The sequence below is a fragment of the Pantoea nemavictus genome, assembly GCF_037479095.1.
In the GTDB taxonomy this organism is placed as follows: Bacteria; Pseudomonadota; Gammaproteobacteria; order Enterobacterales; family Enterobacteriaceae; genus Pantoea; species Pantoea nemavictus.
The window spans coordinates 1,486,139-1,505,803 of record NZ_JBBGZW010000001.1; the positions used below are offsets into that span (position 1 = coordinate 1,486,139).

The 19,665-nt window shown below is 53.3% G+C and carries 19 protein-coding genes and 1 riboswitch; of the genes, 8 read left to right on the forward strand and 11 right to left on the reverse strand.

Annotated features, from left to right (window positions below):
• Positions 1-2: 2 nt before the first annotated feature.
• Genes cpdA through nudF form a run of 3 tightly spaced genes read right to left on the reverse strand, consistent with a single transcriptional unit; the run spans position 3 to position 1,930 of the window.
• On the reverse strand, positions 3-830 hold the full coding sequence (gene cpdA / locus WH298_RS06680; protein ID WP_180822512.1) for a 3',5'-cyclic-AMP phosphodiesterase: 828 nt from the start codon (positions 828-830) through the stop codon (positions 3-5).
• 42 nt (positions 831-872) lie between these two features.
• A complete protein-coding gene (locus WH298_RS06685; RefSeq protein ID WP_008103400.1) occupies positions 873-1,298 on the reverse strand; it encodes a DUF1249 family protein in 426 nt (141 codons plus the stop codon).
• Positions 1,295-1,930 carry an ADP-ribose diphosphatase gene (gene nudF, locus WH298_RS06690; RefSeq protein WP_049850617.1) on the reverse strand — a complete coding sequence of 212 codons (636 nt, stop codon included), beginning with the start codon at positions 1,928-1,930 and terminating at the stop codon, positions 1,295-1,297. The genes WH298_RS06685 and nudF overlap by 4 nt, the downstream gene beginning before the upstream one ends.
• A gap of 213 nt (positions 1,931-2,143) precedes the next feature.
• Between nudF and tolC the strand changes: the two genes are divergently transcribed.
• The 3 genes from tolC (at position 2,144) to WH298_RS06705 (ending at position 5,603) form a co-directional block, all read left to right on the forward strand.
• Positions 2,144-3,616, forward strand: a complete 1,473-nt coding sequence (gene tolC, locus WH298_RS06695; protein ID WP_180822513.1) for an outer membrane channel protein TolC — start codon at positions 2,144-2,146, stop codon at positions 3,614-3,616.
• A gap of 140 nt (positions 3,617-3,756) precedes the next feature.
• Positions 3,757-4,431 carry a DUF1190 family protein gene (locus tag WH298_RS06700; RefSeq protein ID WP_009127679.1) on the forward strand — a complete coding sequence of 225 codons (675 nt, stop codon included), beginning with the start codon at positions 3,757-3,759 and terminating at the stop codon, positions 4,429-4,431.
• 8 nt (positions 4,432-4,439) lie between these two features.
• Positions 4,440-5,603 (forward strand): glutathionylspermidine synthase family protein, encoded by a 1,164-nt coding sequence (locus WH298_RS06705; protein ID WP_180822514.1) that lies wholly within the window; start codon positions 4,440-4,442, stop codon positions 5,601-5,603.
• Positions 5,604-5,641: 38 nt separating this feature from the next.
• Here WH298_RS06705 and ygiD read toward each other — a convergent pair whose 3' ends face one another.
• A complete protein-coding gene (gene ygiD, locus WH298_RS06710) occupies positions 5,642-6,427 on the reverse strand; it encodes a 4,5-DOPA-extradiol-dioxygenase (RefSeq protein WP_180822515.1) in 786 nt (261 codons plus the stop codon).
• Between the two features lie 329 nt (positions 6,428-6,756).
• Here ygiD and WH298_RS06715 point away from each other — a divergent pair, with 329 nt between their 5' ends.
• Entirely contained in the window at positions 6,757-7,140 is a 384-nt protein-coding gene (locus WH298_RS06715) for a cell wall hydrolase (protein ID WP_009127672.1), read from the forward strand.
• Positions 7,141-7,197: 57 nt separating this feature from the next.
• Here the strand turns inward: WH298_RS06715 and ribB are convergent, their stop codons facing one another.
• A complete protein-coding gene (gene ribB / locus WH298_RS06720; RefSeq protein WP_180822516.1) occupies positions 7,198-7,854 on the reverse strand; it encodes a 3,4-dihydroxy-2-butanone-4-phosphate synthase in 657 nt (218 codons plus the stop codon).
• Between the two features lie 104 nt (positions 7,855-7,958).
• A riboswitch (FMN riboswitch) is annotated at positions 7,959-8,108 on the reverse strand.
• A gap of 171 nt (positions 8,109-8,279) precedes the next feature.
• Here ribB and ubiK point away from each other — a divergent pair.
• Positions 8,280-8,585, forward strand: a complete 306-nt coding sequence (gene ubiK, locus WH298_RS06725) for a ubiquinone biosynthesis accessory factor UbiK (protein WP_008103418.1) — start codon at positions 8,280-8,282, stop codon at positions 8,583-8,585.
• Between the two features lie 36 nt (positions 8,586-8,621).
• Here the strand turns inward: ubiK and hldE are convergent, their stop codons facing one another.
• The 3 genes from hldE to WH298_RS06740 form a co-directional block, all read right to left on the reverse strand.
• Positions 8,622-10,046 (reverse strand): bifunctional D-glycero-beta-D-manno-heptose-7-phosphate kinase/D-glycero-beta-D-manno-heptose 1-phosphate adenylyltransferase HldE, encoded by a 1,425-nt coding sequence (gene hldE / locus WH298_RS06730; protein ID WP_009127668.1) that lies wholly within the window; start codon positions 10,044-10,046, stop codon positions 8,622-8,624.
• 61 nt (positions 10,047-10,107) lie between these two features.
• Positions 10,108-12,966 carry a bifunctional [glutamate--ammonia ligase]-adenylyl-L-tyrosine phosphorylase/[glutamate--ammonia-ligase] adenylyltransferase gene (gene glnE / locus WH298_RS06735; protein ID WP_180822517.1) on the reverse strand — a complete coding sequence of 953 codons (2,859 nt, stop codon included), beginning with the start codon at positions 12,964-12,966 and terminating at the stop codon, positions 10,108-10,110.
• A gap of 25 nt (positions 12,967-12,991) precedes the next feature.
• Positions 12,992-14,302, reverse strand: a complete 1,311-nt coding sequence (locus tag WH298_RS06740; protein ID WP_180822518.1) for a CYTH domain-containing protein — start codon at positions 14,300-14,302, stop codon at positions 12,992-12,994.
• A gap of 204 nt (positions 14,303-14,506) precedes the next feature.
• On the opposite strand from WH298_RS06740, the gene WH298_RS06745 reads away from it, so the two are divergent.
• Both WH298_RS06745 and WH298_RS06750 read left to right on the forward strand, forming a co-directional pair.
• A complete protein-coding gene (locus WH298_RS06745) occupies positions 14,507-15,130 on the forward strand; it encodes a TIGR04211 family SH3 domain-containing protein (RefSeq protein ID WP_180822519.1) in 624 nt (207 codons plus the stop codon).
• A gap of 142 nt (positions 15,131-15,272) precedes the next feature.
• A complete protein-coding gene (locus WH298_RS06750) occupies positions 15,273-16,505 on the forward strand; it encodes a multifunctional CCA addition/repair protein (RefSeq protein WP_180822520.1) in 1,233 nt (410 codons plus the stop codon).
• 18 nt (positions 16,506-16,523) lie between these two features.
• Here WH298_RS06750 and bacA read toward each other — a convergent pair whose 3' ends face one another.
• Both bacA and folB read right to left on the reverse strand, forming a co-directional pair.
• Positions 16,524-17,342, reverse strand: coding sequence for an undecaprenyl-diphosphate phosphatase (bacA, locus tag WH298_RS06755; protein WP_049850610.1), 819 nt, complete (start codon positions 17,340-17,342; stop codon positions 16,524-16,526).
• Positions 17,343-17,534: 192 nt separating this feature from the next.
• The gene (folB, locus tag WH298_RS06760) at positions 17,535-17,894 is read right to left on the reverse strand and encodes a bifunctional dihydroneopterin aldolase/7,8-dihydroneopterin epimerase (protein WP_009127658.1); all 360 of its coding nucleotides are present in this window, start codon (positions 17,892-17,894) and stop codon (positions 17,535-17,537) included.
• Between the two features lie 107 nt (positions 17,895-18,001).
• On the opposite strand from folB, the gene plsY reads away from it, so the two are divergent.
• Positions 18,002-18,601 carry a glycerol-3-phosphate 1-O-acyltransferase PlsY gene (gene plsY / locus WH298_RS06765; RefSeq protein WP_009127656.1) on the forward strand — a complete coding sequence of 200 codons (600 nt, stop codon included), beginning with the start codon at positions 18,002-18,004 and terminating at the stop codon, positions 18,599-18,601.
• Between the two features lie 31 nt (positions 18,602-18,632).
• Here plsY and tsaD read toward each other — a convergent pair whose 3' ends face one another.
• Positions 18,633-19,646, reverse strand: a complete 1,014-nt coding sequence (gene tsaD, locus WH298_RS06770) for a tRNA (adenosine(37)-N6)-threonylcarbamoyltransferase complex transferase subunit TsaD (protein ID WP_009127654.1) — start codon at positions 19,644-19,646, stop codon at positions 18,633-18,635.
• Positions 19,647-19,665 lie beyond the last annotated feature (19 nt).

Below are 19,665 nucleotides of genomic sequence, written 5' to 3' on the forward strand. Positions count from 1 at the left end.
GCTTAGTAGCCCTCGGAATCAAGATCGGGACGGAACATGTCGCTTTGCAGGCGGTTCACTTCGGTTTCCAGCGTACCGTCAGGCTGCAGGGTAAACCAGCGCCAGCCGGGGGCGAGCGTATCAATAGTGAAGTTGGTGCAATGGGGTTTGAACTGCACGCAGGTGGAGGGTGAAGCCATGACGCGGCGCCCATGCCAGTCGAGATCGAGTTCCTGATGGATATGGCCACACACCAGATTTCGTGCGCGCGGGAAGTGTTGCAGTACCGCTTCCAGCTGATGGGGATTGCGCAAGCTGTGCTGATCCAGCCAGGTACAACCCGACGCCAGCGGATGATGATGCAGCAGCACCAAAGTATGGCGCTCCGGATATTTGCGCAGCGCGGTATCCAGCCATTCCAGCTGATATTCACTTAACATGCCGTGCGGCACGCCGAACACCTGGCTATCCAGCAATACTAACTGCCAGTGTTCGCCTAAAAGAACGTGCTTGTCCGATTTAATGCCCGCATCGGCCAGCGTATCAACCATCGCCGGTTGAAAATCATGATTACCCGGTAGCCAGACGCAAGGCTTTGGCAGACGCGAAATGCCCGCTACAAAGTGCTGGTAGGCTTCAACGGTATGATCCTGAGCGAGATCGCCAGTGGCGATAATCAGATCGTAATGCTGCTGCTGCGCCTCAATGGCATCCAGCACTGCAGCAAAACTCGACCAGGTGTTCACCCCAAGCAGCGATTGATGTTTTCCTGCAAAAAGATGGGTATCCGTGATTTGTAAAATCCTGATACCAGACCCATCTACCGCAGGAAGAGTTAGCAGGCTATCCAAAGCGTTTCCTTAATCTCCACGCCATTGTTGCGTTTCACGCTATCAGCAGACCGGTACAGCCACAGCGCCGTGCGCTAAGCAGTAACGCAACCAATCCGCAAGGAATTGGTTAATCTGATGTTTTTCATCGCGCTGATGCAATTTTTTATTAGGATAATCATAGCGCGCTTTAAATCGGTAGATCTGTTTAGTGGAACACACTTCAGCGACCATCGCATCATGGTAGAGCCGCACCGACATAGAAGGCAGGCTCCAGTAGCTCACCGCGGGTGCCACCTGACGCACTTCAACCAGCGTGGTGTAACGCGTTGATTCTTCTATGGTGAGCTGATAGCTGGCGCCATTCACCTGATAGATCACCGATGCACCTGCCTCGTCATTGCGCGGCAGCAGGCGACGCAGCTGGGCGAAATTGGTTTCGCACAGACGCATCATTTCGGGAAAGTCAGGGGTATAGCGCTGTTTCATTTTAGCTTCCACTCTTGTCGTAGTTTTTCATGGTGCAACGCCAGCCATTGCAGGGCGATGACAGATGCTGCGTTATCAATAATCCCCTCTTCCACCCAGCGGTAAGCCTGTTCGCGGCTTACTACATGGACAAGAATATCCTCATTCTCTTCCTCCAGCCCGTGATTTCCCTCTGCCAGGCTGGCATCCACTTCGCCCACCAGCACCGACAAACGTTCTGACGTTCCGCCTGGGCTGGCTAAGTAATTCACTATCGGTTTTACACGGCCAACCTTGAGGCCGGCTTCTTCTATTGCCTCACGCCGTGCGACATCTTCCGGCGTTTCGCCGGGCTCGATAATTCCAGCCACCATTTCCAGCAGCCAGGGCGTTGGGCTGGAATCAAAAGCCGGGATGCGGATCTGTTCGATCAGCACCACTTCGTCACGTAAGGGATCATAGGGTAGCAGCACGGCGGCGTGTCCGCGCTCAAAAACTTCGCGCACCACTTCACCGCTCATTTCGCCATTAAAACGACGGTGGCGGAAACGGTAGCTGACAATGGAAAAAAAACCATCGTAACGCGTTTCGCGTGCAATAATTTCTACATCGTTTTTTGTGAAAGTCACAGGGGATTTTTTTTCACTCATCATCGTCTGATTCCTTATGCAGATTGGGATGGAGCAAAGAAAAGCCAAGTATACCGCTCCGTCCGAGTGGTTCTTTTTGAATTATTTACGTAAATTAGGGGAAGAAGGCACGTTCAGCCAACTTATCTCTGACGCCGCCTCTGTAGAATCGGCGATTATTTTTTTGGCTTACCTGCAGCACTACCCGTGCATTTTGCTGCAACAAAAGGAATGCAAATGAAAAAACTGCTCCCACTTTTTATTGGACTGAGCCTGGGCGGATTCAGCCTTGCCAGCCAGGCAGAAAACCTGTTGCAGGTCTACCAGCAGGCGCGCCTTAGCAACCCCGATCTGCGTGCTTCCGCCGCTGACCGCGACGCTGCATTTGAGAAAATCAATGAAGCGCGTAGTCCTTTATTGCCGCAGTTAGGCTTGGGCGCAGATTACACTTATAACAACGGTTACCGTGACAGCAGCGGACTTCATTCCAACACGACCAGCGCATCTCTGCAATTAACTCAAACTATTTTCGATATGTCGAAATGGCGTGCGCTGTCGCTGCAGGAAAAACAAGCCGGTATTCAAGACGTCACTTATCAGGTTGCCCAGCAAGACCTGATTCTGAACAGCGCAACTGCCTATTTCAACGTGTTGAAGGCAATCGATACGCTTTCTTACACCGAAGCACAGAAACAGTCGATCTACCGCGAATTGGATCAAACCACTCAGCGCTTCAACGTAGGTTTGGTTGCAATCACTGACGTGCAAAACGCCCGTGCGCAATATGACACCGTGCTGGCTAATGAAGTCACCGCGCGTAACAACCTCGATAACGCCGTGGAATCTCTGCGCCAGATTACCGGCATGGATTATCTGTCGCTGGCTTCACTGAATATCGATCGTTTCAAAACCGCACGTCCGGACGCCGTTGCCAACCTGTTGAAAGAGTCAGAAAGCCGCAACCTGACTTTGCTGTCAGCGCGTCTGAGCCAGGACCTGGCACGTGAGCAGATTCGCTCCGCAGAAACCGGCCATATGCCGACGCTGGGTTTGACCGCTTCAACCGGTATGTCCAACAGTAAATACGGCGGTAGCCGCGCTAACCAGAGCGCAGGCAGCACTGATTCAATCACCGGTTCTAACCAGGTTGGTCTGAGCTTCACCATGCCACTGTACAGCGGTGGCTCGGTCACCTCTCAGGTGAAACAGGCGCAGTACAACTATGTCGCTGCCAGCGAACAACTGGAAGGCGCACACCGTAGCGCTGTGCAGACTGTACGTTCGTCATTCAACAACGTGAATGCGTCGATCAGCAGCATTGATGCTTATAAGCAGGCTGTCGTGTCTGCGCAAAGCTCATTGGATGCGATGGAAGCTGGCTATCAGGTTGGTACCCGTACCATCGTTGATGTGCTGGATGCGACCACTACGCTGTTTAATGCCAAGCAGCAGCTTTCAGATGCACGTTACAGCTATCTGATTAACCAGCTGAATATTAAATATGCGCTGGGTACGCTGAACGAGCAGGATCTGCAGCAGCTGAACAGCACGCTAGGCAAAGAGATAACCACGACGCCAGAAGTGGTGGCGCCGGAGAATAATCAGCAAGCCGCGCGTGTGGATAACGGTCCTAAGGCGTCATCGCCTTCAGCCGCCGCACAAGCCCGTCCAGCTGCCGCGCGCAGCAGCGGAAATCCATTCGGTAATTAATTCCCTAAGGGGCCGCATGCGGCCCCTTTCGCATTCATTCGTATAGCTTCGTAAAGATCCTTTCCCCATCTGGCTTCGCGCTTCATTTTCCACCGCTCATCCCCTATCCTAAACCCACCTTTGGGCACAGGATGAAAATAATGAAACGGACGAAAAATATTCGCCATGCTGCTTTTCGTAAAAGCTGGCAGGCACGCCACTTAACGCCGGTCGCATTTGCCGTTAGCGCAGTGTTTATGCTGGCAGGCTGCGAGCAGAGTGATGAAACGGTATCGCTGTATCAAAACGCCGATGATTGTGCAAAAGCCAACCCAAGCCAGAGCGCGCAATGTACCACTGCGTATAACAACGCTCTGAAAGAAGCCGAACGCACGGCGCCAAAATATAAGACACGCGAAGATTGTGTTGCTGAGTTTGGCGAAAATCAGTGTCAGCAAACACCTGCGCAAGCGGGCGTGGGTACCACCGCTAACAATGCAGAAGCGCAGCAGAGCGGTAGCTTCTGGATGCCACTGATGGCCGGTTACATGATGGGCCGAATGATGAGTGGCGGTGCAGGCTTCGCTCAGCAGCCGCTCTTCTCACCGAAAAATCCAAACAGCCCGGCAAACGGTAAATTTGTTGATGCGGCGGGTAAAAATTACGGCAATGCTACCTCGGGCCGCACCATGAACGTGCCGAAAACGGCAATGGCGCCTAAACCGGCGACCACTTCCACCATTACTCGCGGCGGCTTTGGTGACAGCGTGGCAAAACAAAACACCATGCAGCGCAGCAGTGCCTCCGGCACGGGCAGCCGCTCGCTGGGAGGCTAAGTCGTAGCATGCAACGTATTGCCATCCCCGAACGCCCCAACTGGCGTGAAAAAGCAACCGAGTACGGTTTCCAGTTTCATACCATGTATGGCGAGCCTTACTGGTGTGAAGATGCTTACTATCAGTTCACGCTTGCTCAGGTTGAACAGCTGGAAGAGACCACCGCCGAACTGCATCAGATGTGTTTGCAAGTGGTAGAAAAAGTGGTGAACAGCGATGCGCAGCTCACGCGTTTCTGCATTCCTAAGCACACATGGGATTTCGTGCGTGACTCGTGGAAGCTGCGCCAACCTTCGCTCTATTCGCGCCTTGATCTCGCCTGGGATGGTAAGGGTGACGCTAAGCTATTGGAAAATAACGCCGATACGCCAACCTCACTCTACGAAGCGGCATTCTTTCAATGGATCTGGCTGGAAGATCAAATCCAGGCGGGCAATCTGCCGCAGGGCAGCGATCAGTTCAATAGCCTGCAAGAAAAACTGATTGAGCGCTTCGCCACGCTACATCAGCAGCATGGTTTTAACTGGCTGCACTTCTCCTGCTGTCGCGATACCGACGAAGATCGCGCGACAGTGCAATATTTGCAAGACTGCGCGACTGAAGCCGGTATGCCGAGTGAATTTCTCTATATTGATGAGATAGGCTTGGGTGAAAGGGGCCAGTTTACTGATGTAAACGATCAGGTCATCAGCAATCTGTTTAAGCTCTATCCGTGGGAATTCATGCTTCGCGAGGTGTTCTCTACCAAGCTAGCAGATGCGGGCGTACGTTGGCTTGAACCCGCGTGGAAAAGCATTATTTCCAATAAAGCGCTGTTACCGCTGCTGTGGGAGATGTTCCCTAATCATCCCAACCTGCTGCCAGCTTATTTCGCCGATGATGAAAATGCCCCGCAGATGGACAAGTATGTGGTGAAACCGCTGTTTTCGCGCGAAGGCGCCAATATTCGCATTATTGAAAACGGGCAGGAAATCGCGCGTGCCGATGGGCCATATGGCGAAGAAGGCATGATTATCCAGCAGTTCTACCCGTTACCTAAATTTGGTGATAGCTACACCTTGATTGGTAGCTGGCTAATTGACGATCAGCCTGCCGGCATCGGTTTGCGAGAAGATCGCGCATTGATCACTCAGGATCTCTCCCGCTTCTATCCACACACCTTTATCGATTAAAGGCTGCGCCGCCCGCGATTATCGGGCGGCTGCGCTTTTTAGCCAATCTGGACCGACAGCATACTGATAGCGCCCATCTCCATTCCTTCCACCGGAATCGTGATCGCCTCATCCATAGCGCGTGCACCCAGGATATACAGCAGCGGTAAATAGTGTTCAGGCGTTGGATTGGACTGCTGCGCATCGGGATGCTGCATAAAGTTCACCAACGGATGATCTGCTGCATCGCCCTTGAAGTTTAAATTTTCACGGACGAACTGATTAAAATTCTCTGCCCACGAATACGCGGTTTCAGCACCCTGCCAGCGCAACATACGCAGATTGTGCACCACGTTACCGCTGGCAACGATCATCACCCCTTCGTCACGCAATGACGCCAACTTTTGGCCCAGCTGATAGTGCCATTCGGCAGGTTGAGTACCATCGATGCTGAGCTGCACGACCGGAATATCGGCGTCTGGATGCATTTTTGCCAGTACGCCCCAGGATCCATGATCAAAGCCCCACTCCTGATCGGCATGAACAGCAATCGGCGAAAGTAAATCAATCACCTGTTGAGCCAGTTCAGGCGAACCTGGTGCTGGATAGCGCACATCAAACAATGCCTGCGGGAAACCGCCGAAGTCATGGATAGTGCGTGGATTTTTCATCGCCGTCACCGCCGTGCCGCGTGTATACCAGTGCGCTGAAACAGCAAGAATAGCGCGTGGGCGTGGCAATATCTCGCCCAGCTGCTGCCAGGCTTGGGTATAGCGATTATCTTCCAGTACGTTCATTGGGCTACCGTGGCCAAGGAAAAGCGCGGGCATGCGAGCGTGACTCATAATTAATCCTCTGACGAAGTGTTGCTTTGTTAATCGCTACGATACGCGCTTTGGCGCTGGGATTAACGCTGATAAGCGTGATGATCTTCATCAGGGAATTTGAATAAAAAATAACGCATAAAACTCAGTACTCTTTAAAAGATAAAGAAGGGACTTAAGGAACTTCGTTGAAAAAGCCGATGCAAGATTTGTCGCAATATGGTGCCAGCTCTTTTGATAAATCAGTGATATAGCTTACACGTAAGACCGAGCCAGACCGGTCTTGTTACATCCATTGAATCCTGTTTCTAAACTCCACGCGATTTTAGAAAAATGAGCAATGGAAAGTTATGTTAATTCAGGGAGCAATATTGTGTCTGGCGCTGAATATCTACCATGAAGCGCGTGGAGAGCCGATTAAAGGGCAAATCGCCGTTGGCACGGTGACCATGAATCGGGCCAACTGGGATGTCAAAGAGATCTGTCCCGTGGTGTACGCACCTAAACAGTTCTCCTGGACGTCTCTAAAGAAAGATCCCTATCGTCATCCACCTAAAGAGGACAAAAGCTGGCAACGCGCCAGAAATTTGGCAAAGAAAATTGTGGAAGGGGAATTACAGGATGTAACGAAAGGAGCAACCTTTTTTCATGCCCATAGCGTTAAACCCGCATGGCGTCACTCCTTCGAACGCACGGTTGTCATTGGCAATCATGTTTTTTACGCCAGCCGTTAAGCCATAAAAAAAGAGGCCGGATATTTCATCCGGCCTCTTTCTTCTCAATCACTTCAGTTAGCTGGCCTGACGCGTTTCACGCTGACGACGATATGCAACCAGATCTTCAATAGTGACTACCGGCATATCATGTTGTTTCGCAAACACGATTGCTTCTGGCGCATGCGCCATGCTGCCGTCATCATTAGTGAGTTCGCACAGTACGCCTGCCGGCTTAAATCCAGCCAACGTTACCAGATCGATGGTAGCTTCAGTATGTCCACCACGTGATAAAACCCCGCCTTCACGCGCACGCAGCGGGAAAACATGGCCCGGTCGGTTTAAGTCCGAAGGCTTAGCGCCATCTGCTACCGCAGCACGAATAGTGGTGATGCGATCGGCGGCAGAAACGCCGGTTGTCACGCCGGTCGCGGCTTCAATCGTCACCGTAAAACCGGTGCCGTAAGCGCTGGTATTTGTTTCCACCATCATCGGTAGTTCAAGCTGCTGACGGCGTTCTTCAGTGATGCAGAGGCAAACAATACCGCTGCCGTGACGGATGGTTAATGCCATCTGTTCAACGGTCATGGTTTCTGCCGGGAAGATCATATCACCTTCGTTTTCACGATTTTCATCGTCAAGCACCATTACACCGCGGCCGTTGCGCAGCGCATCAATGGCGCGTTCTACACGCTGTTCAGGCGTGCCAAATTCAGAAAGAAGCGTCTGATTCATGGTAAAAAACCTTATAAAATATGAGTTACCAGAACCAGGGCGTGCTTAGGAGTGCGTACAAAACACATGGCAAAAACGTGACGCGGGCGAAGCCCGGCTGATGTCGTTACCCTCTCCCATCCGGACTCTAACCGTCGGCTCCGGAATTACACCGGATCTGCTGACCTTTCACTTTGCAGAGAAAGCGCTCGCGGGCTTTCAGCCGAAGCTGATTTACCGCCGGTGGGGAATTTCGCCCCGCCCTGAGAATAAGCGGGTAAACTATAACGCCAATCATCTGGTCGGGCAATCGACAAAAGTGCAAATGCTTTTGCATTTCCTGCGTTGCTGATTTCAGGTTTAACCTTTTCGTTTCAGGCATTACACTTAATACTTATTGAGTCCGAACACGCGCTGCTATCGGCCACCGTAACCAGGAAATAATCATGATCGACACGAAAAAAATTGAACAACTGGCTCGCCAGGTACATGAAGCTATGCCGAAAGGTATTCGCGATTTTGGCGACGATGTCGAAAAGAAAATCCGTCAGGTCCTGCAGGCGCAGTTGACGCGTATGGACCTGGTTAACCGTGAAGAGTTTGATGTGCAGACACAGGTTCTGCTGCGTACCCGCGAGAAATTAGCCGCACTGGAACAGCGCCTGGCGAAATTAGAGAGTGAAAGTCCTGCGGCACCAGCCCCAGCGATTATCACGCCAGATCCTGCTGGTAAAATCGATACGCCACAGTGATTTTTTGGGCGGGAGCCCTCTCCCGCCCGCTAGTCTTTAATGGCTTCGAATGGTTTTAATAATGTTGCTTGTTGAGATGCCATCTTCAAAGTTGAGCACACGCACGTCGCCGCCGTTCGCCCACACTTCTTTGCTTCCCGCGATATCCTCAGGCTTGTAATCGCCACCTTTCACCAGCAAATCCGGCAGCACTTCAGCAATCAGACGTTGCGGCGTATCTTCTTCGAACAACACCACCCAATCGACCGCTTCCAGAGCACCGAGCACAATCATGCGGTTTTCCTGCGGATTGACTGGACGCGTTTCGCCTTTCAAACGTTTGGTAGAAGCATCGCTGTTAACAGCCACAATCAGTCGATCGCCCAGCTTGCGCGCATTCGCCAGATATGAAACGTGTCCCGCATGCAGGATGTCAAACACGCCGTTGGTCATAACCACCTTTTCACCGCGCTGACGCGCATGAGCAACGGCAGTTTTCAGCTCAGCTTCGGTCATCACACCAAATCCGGTTTCCGGACGCGCATGGATCGCGTTCTCCAGCTCAACCGTGCTGACTGTTGAGGTACCCAGCTTGCCGACCACCACGCCAGCTGCAGCATTGGCGAGGAAACAGGCTTCTTCAAGGTTGTCACCTGCCGCCAGCACGGCAGCCAGCACGCCAATTACCGTATCGCCCGCACCAGTAACGTCATACACTTCCTGCGCCTGCGTTGGCAGATGCAGCGGTGCTTTGCCCGGCTGCAGCAGCGTCATGCCGTTTTCTGAACGCGTCACCAGCAGTGCGGAGAGTTCGTAATCTGCGATTAACTGCATACCACGACTAACAATTTCGTCGACGGTTTTACACTTGCCCACTACCGCTTCGAATTCAGATAAATTTGGTGTCAGCAGCGTCGCACCGCGATAACGCTCGAAATCGGTGCCTTTGGGATCAATCAATACTGGCACTTTGGCTTCACGTGCCAGCTGAATCATCGTCTGGACGCTGTTTAGCGCACCTTTGCCGTAATCAGACAGCACCAGCGCACCAATCTCAGTCAGCGATTGACGCATACGATCGTGAATCGGCTGCGGGTCAATCTGCTCAAAACCCTCTTCGAAATCGAGGCGAATGAGCTGCTGATTGCGCGACAATACGCGTAGTTTAGTGATGGTTGGATGGCTTTTTACCGCCACAAAATCGCAGTCGACATTCACCTGCTGTAAAGTTTCACTCAGCACGCGCGCTGCATCATCTGCGCCGGTAAGGCCAATTAAGCGTGAAGCGGCACCGAGCGCAGCAATGTTCATCGCAACGTTAGCCGCTCCGCCTGGACGCTCTTCAATGGTATCCACCTTGACCACCGGCACCGGTGCTTCCGGAGAAATACGGCTGGTAGGGCCATACCAATAGCGATCTAACATGACATCGCCGACGACCAGCACAGTGGCCTTGCCAAAAGTGGGCAGTGTTACTTTCATTCCAGAGACTCCAGACTACGGTCAAAATTATGCGCGGATAATAACATATAAGCTTTGTGGCTCACCGTTCCGCGCGATCAGATTCGGCAGCGCTTAACCAACGCTGCCAGCTGTTGTTTACCACCGCTCGCTCTGCGGCAAAGGCATCAGGGGCGACATGTCCCGGCAACTCCTGCAGCGCAAGGTGATGCAGCGCATCACGCAGCGTCACGTAGGCATGCGTCAACGCCTGCGCTTCCTCTTCCGGCATAATGTTATGCCGTGCCATCAGTTCAAAAATACGCACGTTATCGGACCAGCGCGTTAACGCCGGTTGCTCGGCGGCGTAGCCTAAGACAAGGTATTGCGCGATGAATTCAATATCAGTGATACCGCCCTCATCGGTCTTAATTTCCCAGCGGCCTTTATGTTTGTTACTGAGATGGGAACGCATTTTTTCGCGCATTTCGCGCACTTCTGTTTGCAACACGCCCGCCTCACGCGGCAGGCATAGAATGCCCCGTCGGATATCGTCAAAGCGTTCACACAGCGCGGGTTCGCCGAACACAATGCGCGCTCGCACCAACGCCTGATGCTCCCAGGTCCAGGCTTCGCTGCGCTGATACTCATCGAAGGCAGCAAAGGTACTCACCAGCATGCCTGCGGCACCTGAAGGACGTAGGCGCGCATCAACTTCATACAAAATGCCGGACGACGTTCGCGTACTAAATAGATGCATTACACGCTGCGCCAGGCGCAGGTAGAACTGCCGGCCATCAATAACGCGTTCACCATCGGTTTCAGCATCATCTGGACAGTCGTGCAGGAACACCAAATCGAGATCCGAGCTATACCCCAGCTCCCAGCCACCGAGTTTGCCGTAACCGACAACCGCAAAACCGCGCTCGCTATCGCTGGTGAGATGCGATGGACGACCATAACGCTGCACCATCATTTGCCAGGCTTGCTGCACCACCGACTCGATAATCGCCTCAGCCAGCCAGGTTAAGTGATCGCTCACTTTCATTACCGGTAAAGTTTCAGCAATATCGGCAGCGGCGATGCGCAGATGCTGCGCCTGTTTGAACTGGCGCAAAGCTTCCAGCTGTTGCTCTTCATCATCGGTGGGAATACGCAGCAGATACTGACGCAGCTCGTCGCGGTATGCATCGGTAGCGGTGGGTTGATAAAGCGTGGCAGGATCAAGCAACTCGTCGAGCAAGAGCGGATAGCGCGCCAGCTGGCTGGCAACCATCGGCGATGCAGCGCACAGGCGAATCAGATGACGCAGTGCGCCATGGTATTCGGTTAGCAGCTCAAGATAGGTACTGCGCGTCAGCACCCCCAGCAACAGCGGTGTCAGTCGGTTCAGCAGGACATCCGCATCATCCCGTGGGCAGACTTCACTAAGCAGGCGCGGCATTAGCTGATCGAGTGCCAGACGACCACGTGGGCCGATAGTGCGACGGCTAACATCCTGGCGGAAATTGTTAAGCGCATGGTAAAGCGCATGACGTTGCGCATCCGCTAACTGCGGTACGACGGGGATGAGATCGCTCTCTTCCAGCGCGTCCTGCCATAGGCCAGCAAATTCGGCCAACTGTGGCTGATCGTCCACATCCGGTGCATCGTCACCAATCAGCTCATCAAAAATAGCGCGCACGCCTGCCATTTGCTGCTCGAGCTGCGCCATTAATGCATCCCAATCTGCCGCGCCCATTGCCCAGGCTAAACGCTGACGATCGAGTTCATTCTCCGGCAGCGTTTGGGTTTGCTCGTCATTAATACTTTGCAGCAGGTTTTCCAGCCGACGCAGGAACAGATAGGCTGCGCGCAGATGATCAACCTGCTGCTGGCTTAACAGAGACAGCTCGCCGATAGCTTTTAGCGTAGGCAGCAAGGAGCGCAGTTGTAGTGAGCGTTCACGTCCGCCTCGAATCAGTTGAAACACCTGCACGATGAATTCCGTTTCGCGAATGCCGCCAGCACCGAGCTTGATGTTGTCTTTCAGTCCACGCCGACGCACTTCGCGTGCAATCATGCCTTTCATGTTACGCAACGACTGAATCACGCTGAAATCGATGTAACGTCGATAGACAAAAGGACGCAGCATTTGCTGCAACTCCTGGCTCCAATGACCGTGATCGTCGCCCATCAGCCGCGCTTTAACCATGGCATAACGTTCCCAGTCGCGACCTTGCTCCTGGTAATAATCTTCCAGTGCAGCAAAGCTCAGCACCAGCGGACCGCTGTCGCCGAAGGGACGTAGCCGCATATCAACGCGGTAGACAAATCCATCCACCGTTGGCTGATCCAATACCTTAATCAGCCGCTGCCCCATGCGCGTAAAGAATTGCGCATTATCGAGCTCGCGCCGACCGCCCTGCGTCACGCCGTTTTCCGGCCAGGCAAAAATCAGATCGATATCAGATGAGAAGTTAAGCTCGCAGCCGCCGAGTTTACCCATGCCAAGAATCAGCATTGGCTGGGCTTCACCGGCAGCATTGCAAGGCGTACCGAAATCACGGCTGCAGTCCTGCCAAACCCAATCGCGCGCCGCGGCGATGAGAATCTCCGCCAGCGAGCTCAGTTGTTGCAAACTCTGTTCGATGCTGGATTGCTGCAGCGCCTGCATCCAGGCGATTCGCACCAGCATATGACGGCGGAACAATCGCAGTTCACGCATCAGGGAGGTTTCATTATCAACAGATTGCAACGCATCGCTCAGCCAGCGGGCGTAATGCTGCCACTCATCCGGCGCAGGGGCTTGTTGCTGCAGATGCTGCCACCATTCGGGATGCTGCTGCAGGTTATCAAGGATAAAGTCACTAAAGGTCAGCGCGCCTGCCTGCTCTGGCGTGAACGCTGAGGGCGGCAAATTAAGTCTCTCTGCCACATTAGCTAACTGCGCCTGCATTAGCGCCGGTAACGGTAACAACATCTTCTCTCCCTGATTGGATTTTTCGTTAGCGTTTGGTTCCGCTGTTGAGCCAGAACGGCGTGGTTTTAATTGCCAGATTAACCAGCTGAATCAAACCGTGATTTTGCTTGATGCGAATGGCATGCTGTAGCTCCAGCCAGCCTTCCAGCCAACTGTTTACCTCTTCAGCTGGATAAGCACCCGCCAGCAAGTTCACCGCCAGCAGCTGGCGATTCAAACGTGTGGCTTTATCCTGGAATTCATTAAAGAGTTGCACGTCGACGAAGGTTTCTCTGAGATCGGCCGCAATACGGCTCAGCATAATGTCGCTAAAACGTTTGAACGATCCCAGCAGCTTGCTTTTGCTCTTGTCATCGAGCCAGCTTTGCCATTGTGACTCAACGAGCCAATGAGTAAGCGCTAACTGAGCTTCAACGGAGATGGATGAGAAACATGCGGCCTCGGCATTTATCTCTTCGTCGGCCAGTAGCTCTTCCTGACGGGTTAATTGCTGTCGCAGATCGCTGCTCGCCTTGCGCGGCACCAATGCACCAAATAGCGAGAATGCCTGGCGCAGCGTTTCCAGCGCTTCAACCACCGACGCTTTAGCTTCTTTATTGCCGCGCAGCCACACTTCCTCATGATATTGCCAATGATTCAGTGCAGCGGTCATGGCATTAATCATGCCCTGCTCTACCGAAGCCTTGGCGGCAATCTTCTGCAGCGGAAGTGGACGACGTGGACGTGGCAGGTTGCCCTGTGCCAGTTGATAACCGCGTGCTGCTTTACTCAGGCTGCCGAGACGTAATCCCCCCATGGTGATGAGCGCTTCGGCAAATTTCAATATATCTGCGCGCTGACCGCTTTTGAGCTCCAGCTCGACTTCATAAAGCGGCTCACTGAACTCACCCGCTGTTACTTCGCCGCGGTCAAACGCGACCTCAATTTCACTGTCGCCAAACTGCACCAGCCAGGCTTCACGCTGGAAGTGCGTGCTGAACAGTGGTTCCAGCCGCGATTGCAGTAGGGCGACATCGGTGCCCTGTGGCCAGATCTCTGCCGGCAGGCGCGCAATATCCAGTTGCGGCTCAGTGATATCGACGTTGTATTCCGGACGTTGATGCAGACCGCCAACGGTCTTACCGGCGGCTTTTAACGTCATCTCATAGCGTTGGTCAACACCCCGAATACGCAGGCCCATATCCCAGCGACGCAGTTGGTTATCGTCGGTTTCATAATAGATGTTGGTCAGATCGCGCGCGGCGACGTGCTGATGTGGCCAGGCGGCAAGCTTTTCAGCCAGTTTTTCGGCGGCTTGCGGTGTGGCAATGAACTTTAATTCGATTTCAATGGTCATAATTTTTTATTCAATACGCTGCTGGCACTTACGAGTTTAATCTGGCGAAGAGTAATGCACCGGAAGCCCGCTGTCTCCGCTTTCTTGTGCTTTTACGACCCTTTTCGCACCAGATTGAGACCAGGATAGTTCTCATTCAGATTTATGAGAAGCGTCTCCAGACTGTGCCGGTAATTTTACGCCATTAAGAAAAAACGACATCGAATGAAAAAAATCACACTTGCTGCCCTTTCTTTGCTGGCTTTCAGCGCCATCACACCTGCTCATGCTGCTGACGAAAAGCGTTACATCTCCGATGAATTATCCACTTGGGTGCGCAGCGGTCCGGGCGATCAATATCGCCTGATCGGCAAGCTGAACGCCGGAGAGGAAGTGACCTTGCTGCAAACCAACAACGACTCGCAATATGGCCAGATTCGTGATGCAGAAGGCAAAACTAACTGGATCCCACTGTCACAGCTGAGCGCCAATCCCAGCCTGCGCACTCGCGTGCCGCAGCTGGAGCAGCAGGTTAACGACCTGACAGCTAAGCTGGCGAACATTGATAACAGCTGGAATCAGCGCACTTCTGAGATGCAGAACAAAGTCGCCAATAGCGACGGCACCATTGATGGCCTGAAAGCTGAGAATCAAAAGCTGAAAAACGAGCTGATTGTCGCGCAGAAGAAAGTCAGTGCCGCCAATGTGCAGTTGGATGACAAGCAGCGCACCATCATCATGCAGTGGTTTATGTATGGCGGCGGCGTGCTGGGTGTTGGTCTGCTGCTGGGTCTGTTGCTGCCGCACATGGTGCCGCGCCGCAAGAAAAACGATCGCTGGATGAACTAATACTCCACGCAGATTTGTTCTTTTATTTGAGGGGATCGTAAGATGCCCCTTTTGGCGTGCCCGATTTTTAGCCAAAGTATGCAACAATAAAGTAACAAGCGTGTTGAGCACGCAATTTCTGATTTGCCTCTGGAGTGGTTGAGTGAAGACGTTTCTGGTCGGTGGCGCAGTGCGCGATGCCTTACTGCGTTTGCCGGTAAAAGATAGAGATTGGGTCGTGGTGGGCGCTACGCCCGATATGATGCTGGCTGAAGGTTATCAGCAAGTTGGGCGGGATTTTCCGGTTTTCCTGCATCCGCGTAGCCGTGAAGAGTATGCGTTGGCACGTACCGAGCGCAAAAGCGGTAACGGTTACACCGGGTTTGTGACCCAATTCGCGCCAGATGTCACGCTGGAGCAAGATTTACAGCGCCGCGATCTCACTATCAACGCCATCGCACAAAGCGACAGCGGCGAACTCATCGATCCTTATGGTGGCCAACGCGATTTAGCTCAACGCCTGCTGCGCCATGTTTCCGCCGCCTTCAATGAAGATCCGCTGCGTGTATTACGCGTGGCGCGTTTTGCCGCCCGCTTTGCCCACCTTAATTTCCGCATTGCAGATGAAACTCAGGCGCTAATGCGTGAAATGGCCAGCAGTGGCGAACTGGCGCATCTCACCGCCGAACGTGTGTGGAAAGAGACGGAAAAAGCGCTGCTGACGCGTAATCCACAGGTCTATTTCCAGGTGCTGCGTGATTGCGGTGCGTTGCAGGTGCTGTTCCCGGAAATCGATAATCTGTACGGCATTCCAGCACCGATTAAGTGGCATCCCGAAATTGATACTGGCGTGCATGCGCTGATGACGCTCACCCTCTCGGCTGCGCTTTCCGATCAACTTGACGTGCGTTTCGCCACGCTATTCCACGATATTGGCAAAGCGCTAACGCCTCCAGAGAAATGGCCGAGTCATCATGGTCATGGCCTGGCGGGTGTACCGCTGGTTGAAGCGCTGTGCCAGCGCCTGCGTGTGCCCAATCAGGTGCGTGATTTAGCGTTAGTGGTAACCGAATTCCACGATGTGGTGCACACCATTGAGCGTCAGCCGGCTGAGGCGCTAATCGCGTTGTTTGATCGTATTGATGCATGGCGCAAGCCCGATCGTGTGGAAAAGATGGCGCTGACCAGTGAAGCCGATGCGCGCGGTCGTGCAGGTCTGGAAAGTATGGCTTATCCGCAAGGTGACTATTTACGTCAGGCGTTTACGCTGGCGCAAGCCGTGCCAACCAAAGATGTGGTGGCCGCAGGCTTTAAAGGGGCAGAAGTGCGGGAAGAGTTAACGCGTCGACGTGTTGCGGTGCTGCAAGCGGAGTTGATTAACACGCGGCCAGCTTAACTGGCCGCGTGTTACGCATTACATAAAGATGGCGTAAACCACTGCCGCGACAATAAAGCGGTAGATGGCGAAAGAGACAAACGAAATACGCTTGATCAGTTCCAGGAACACTTTGATTGCCAGCAGCGCCACAATGAAGGCGGTGACAAAACCAACGGCAAACATCGGGAGATCCTGCATCGTCAGGAATCCGAGGCTCTTATAGAGATCGAGGCCGGTAGCGCCAATCATCATCGGCACCGCCAGAATGAACGAGAACTCCGACGCCGCATAGCGACTCACGCCCATCAGCATACCGCCTGAAATCGTTGCACCCGAGCGTGAGAAGCCCGGCCACAGCGCCAGACACTGGAAGCAGCCAATCATAAACGCCTGGCGATAAGTGATATCGTCCACGCCGACGGCTTTCGGTTGCTTTGGCTTGAAATATTCCGCGACCAACAGCAGGACACCACCGACAACCAGCGCGTACATCACATTGATCGGGTTAAACAGCGTTTTGATTTGATCGTGCAGCAGCAGACCAATCACCACCGCCGGCACCATACCCAGCAGAATATGAATCAGCGTCAATTTCCCGGTGCCGACGCCTTCGTGCTTAACCTCACCGAAGTGGATGCCGATCAAGCCAAACAGGCGACGCCAGAACATCACCACCACCGCCAGGATTGAACCCAGCTGAATCACCACTTCGAAGGTTTCTGCAGTTTCGCCTTCAAAGCCCAGCAGGTGGCCAACGATAATCATATGGCCCGTGGAAGAGACCGGCAGGAATTCCGTGAGGCCTTCTACAATCCCCAGGATTGCAGCTACCCAAAGCTGATGAATGTCTGCCATCAAAATTATTTCCTCTATCCGTTTTAAACAGTAAAAAGGCGGTCGCAAAGGGCTACCGCCTGAAATTATGCCTGCGCCACGCTGAAGGAAACCTTAAGAAATTCGGGCACGATCTGTTAGTTAGCGCAGCGGCCTCAAGTGAGACACACCATAATTTGGTTTGGTTTCATTGTGATGGCAATCACGGAAGATTTATTTCGGAATAGTCCCGCGTTCAATACGCACGCCAACGCTGCCCGCTTGGGCGATAGCCCCCGGTTTTGCTACCTTTATGCGCACTCCAGGCGTTTTGAAACGATTCATCAACAGAACGGCGATTTCTTCCGCTACCCTTTCAACGAGGGCAAAACGCTGGCCTTGCAGATGATTGAGGATTGCTTCAGTCACATCGGCATAGCTCAGGCAATCATTCACATCGTCGCTGGCGGCGGCCTGGCGGTTATCCCAGGCTAGTTCGACATCGAGCACAAGCTTCTGCTGCATGCCCTGCTCCCAGTCGTAAACGCCAATAGTCGTGAACACGGTAAGCTGCTCGATAAATACGATATCCATGATGTCAGTCTCTGTTTTTGGCTAAGCCGGATACCACTTCCGGCGGATTATGCGTATTATCCACGCTTATCGAGAACAAAACGACCCAAAAGGAACGGTACGAAGCTATGAGTGCTATCGCGCTTGGTATGATTATTTTCGCGTATCTTTGCGGTTCGATTTCCAGTGCGATACTGGTTTGTAAACTGGCTGGTTTACCCGATCCGCGCTCGCAAGGCTCAGGCAACCCTGGCGCTACCAACGTTTTGCGCATTGGTGGCAAAGCTGCCGCTGCGGCGGTACTTATTTTCGACGTGGCGAAAGGCATGCTCCCAGTGTGGATCGCCTACCTGCTGCACGTTGCGCCCCTCTATCTTGGACTGACGGCGATTGCCGCCTGCCTTGGTCATATTTATCCGGTATTCTTTCGTTTTCGCGGCGGTAAAGGCGTAGCGACCGCATTTGGCGCAATTGCGCCGATTGGCTGGGATTTAACGGGATTGATGACCGGTACCTGGCTGTTAACGGTACTGCTGAGCGGCTATTCATCGCTTGGCGCTATTGTCAGTGCGCTGATCGCACCGTTTTATGTGTGGTGGTTTAAACCGCAATTTACCTTCCCCGTCTCCATGCTCTCCTGTTTGATTCTGTTGCGACATCACGACAACATTCAACGCCTGTGGCGCGGACAGGAAACGAAAATCTGGAAACGGAAGAAGAAGAAATAAAGAAACCGGCGCGAAGCCGGTTTTTTTCGTTTTAGATGGCGGGCAATTCGGATAGCGGCCAACGCGGTCGCACGCTGACGCCAAGTTCTCCACGCGTGCCCCCTTTCAGCCGCACCATGCCGGCGTAAGCGATCATCGCGCCATTATCCGTGCAAAACTCAGGGCGCGCGTAAAACACTTCGCCACCGCGCTTTTGCATCATTTCGGCCATCCGCTCACGCAGCGTGCGGTTGGCACTGACGCCGCCGGCAATCACCAAACGTTTAAAACCGGTCTGCTCCAGCGCGCGTTTGCACTTAATCATTAAGGTATCGACCACCGCATCTTCAAACGCGCGAGCAATATCAGCACGTGCTTGTTCGTCGCCCTGATGCTCGCGAATGGTATTCGCCGCAAAGGTTTTTAGCCCGGAGAAGCTAAAATCCAGCCCCGGACGATCGGTCATCGGACGCGGGAATTTGAAGCGGTTTGCCGTGCCCTGCTGCGCCATACGCGACAACATTGGCCCGCCGGGATAATCCAGACCGAGCAGCTTGGCGGTTTTATCAAACGCTTCACCGGCTGCATCATCAATCGATTCGCCCAGCAAAGTATATTCGCCAATACCGGTCACGCTGATTAACTGCGTGTGACCGCCGGAAACCAGCAGCGCCACAAATGGGAATTCAGGCGGATTCTCTTCCAGCATCGGCGCCAGCAGATGCCCTTCCATATGATGGACCGGCACCGCCGGCACATTCCAGGCGAACGCCAACGCACGGCCAATGGTTGCCCCCACCAACAACGCACCGACCAGGCCCGGTCCAGCCGTATAGGCAACACCATCAATTTGTTGTGGCTCAAGACCCGCTTCTTTTAGTGCCGCCTGAATCAGCGGCACGGTTTTACGCACGTGGTCGCGCGATGCCAGTTCCGGCACCACGCCGCCGTAATCGGCATGCAGTTTGACCTGGCTATATAATTGATTTGCCAGCAGACCGGACGCATCGTCATAAATCGCGATGCCGGTTTCATCGCAGGACGTTTCAATACCCAGAACTCGCATAGCTTTTATCACCCTCTTC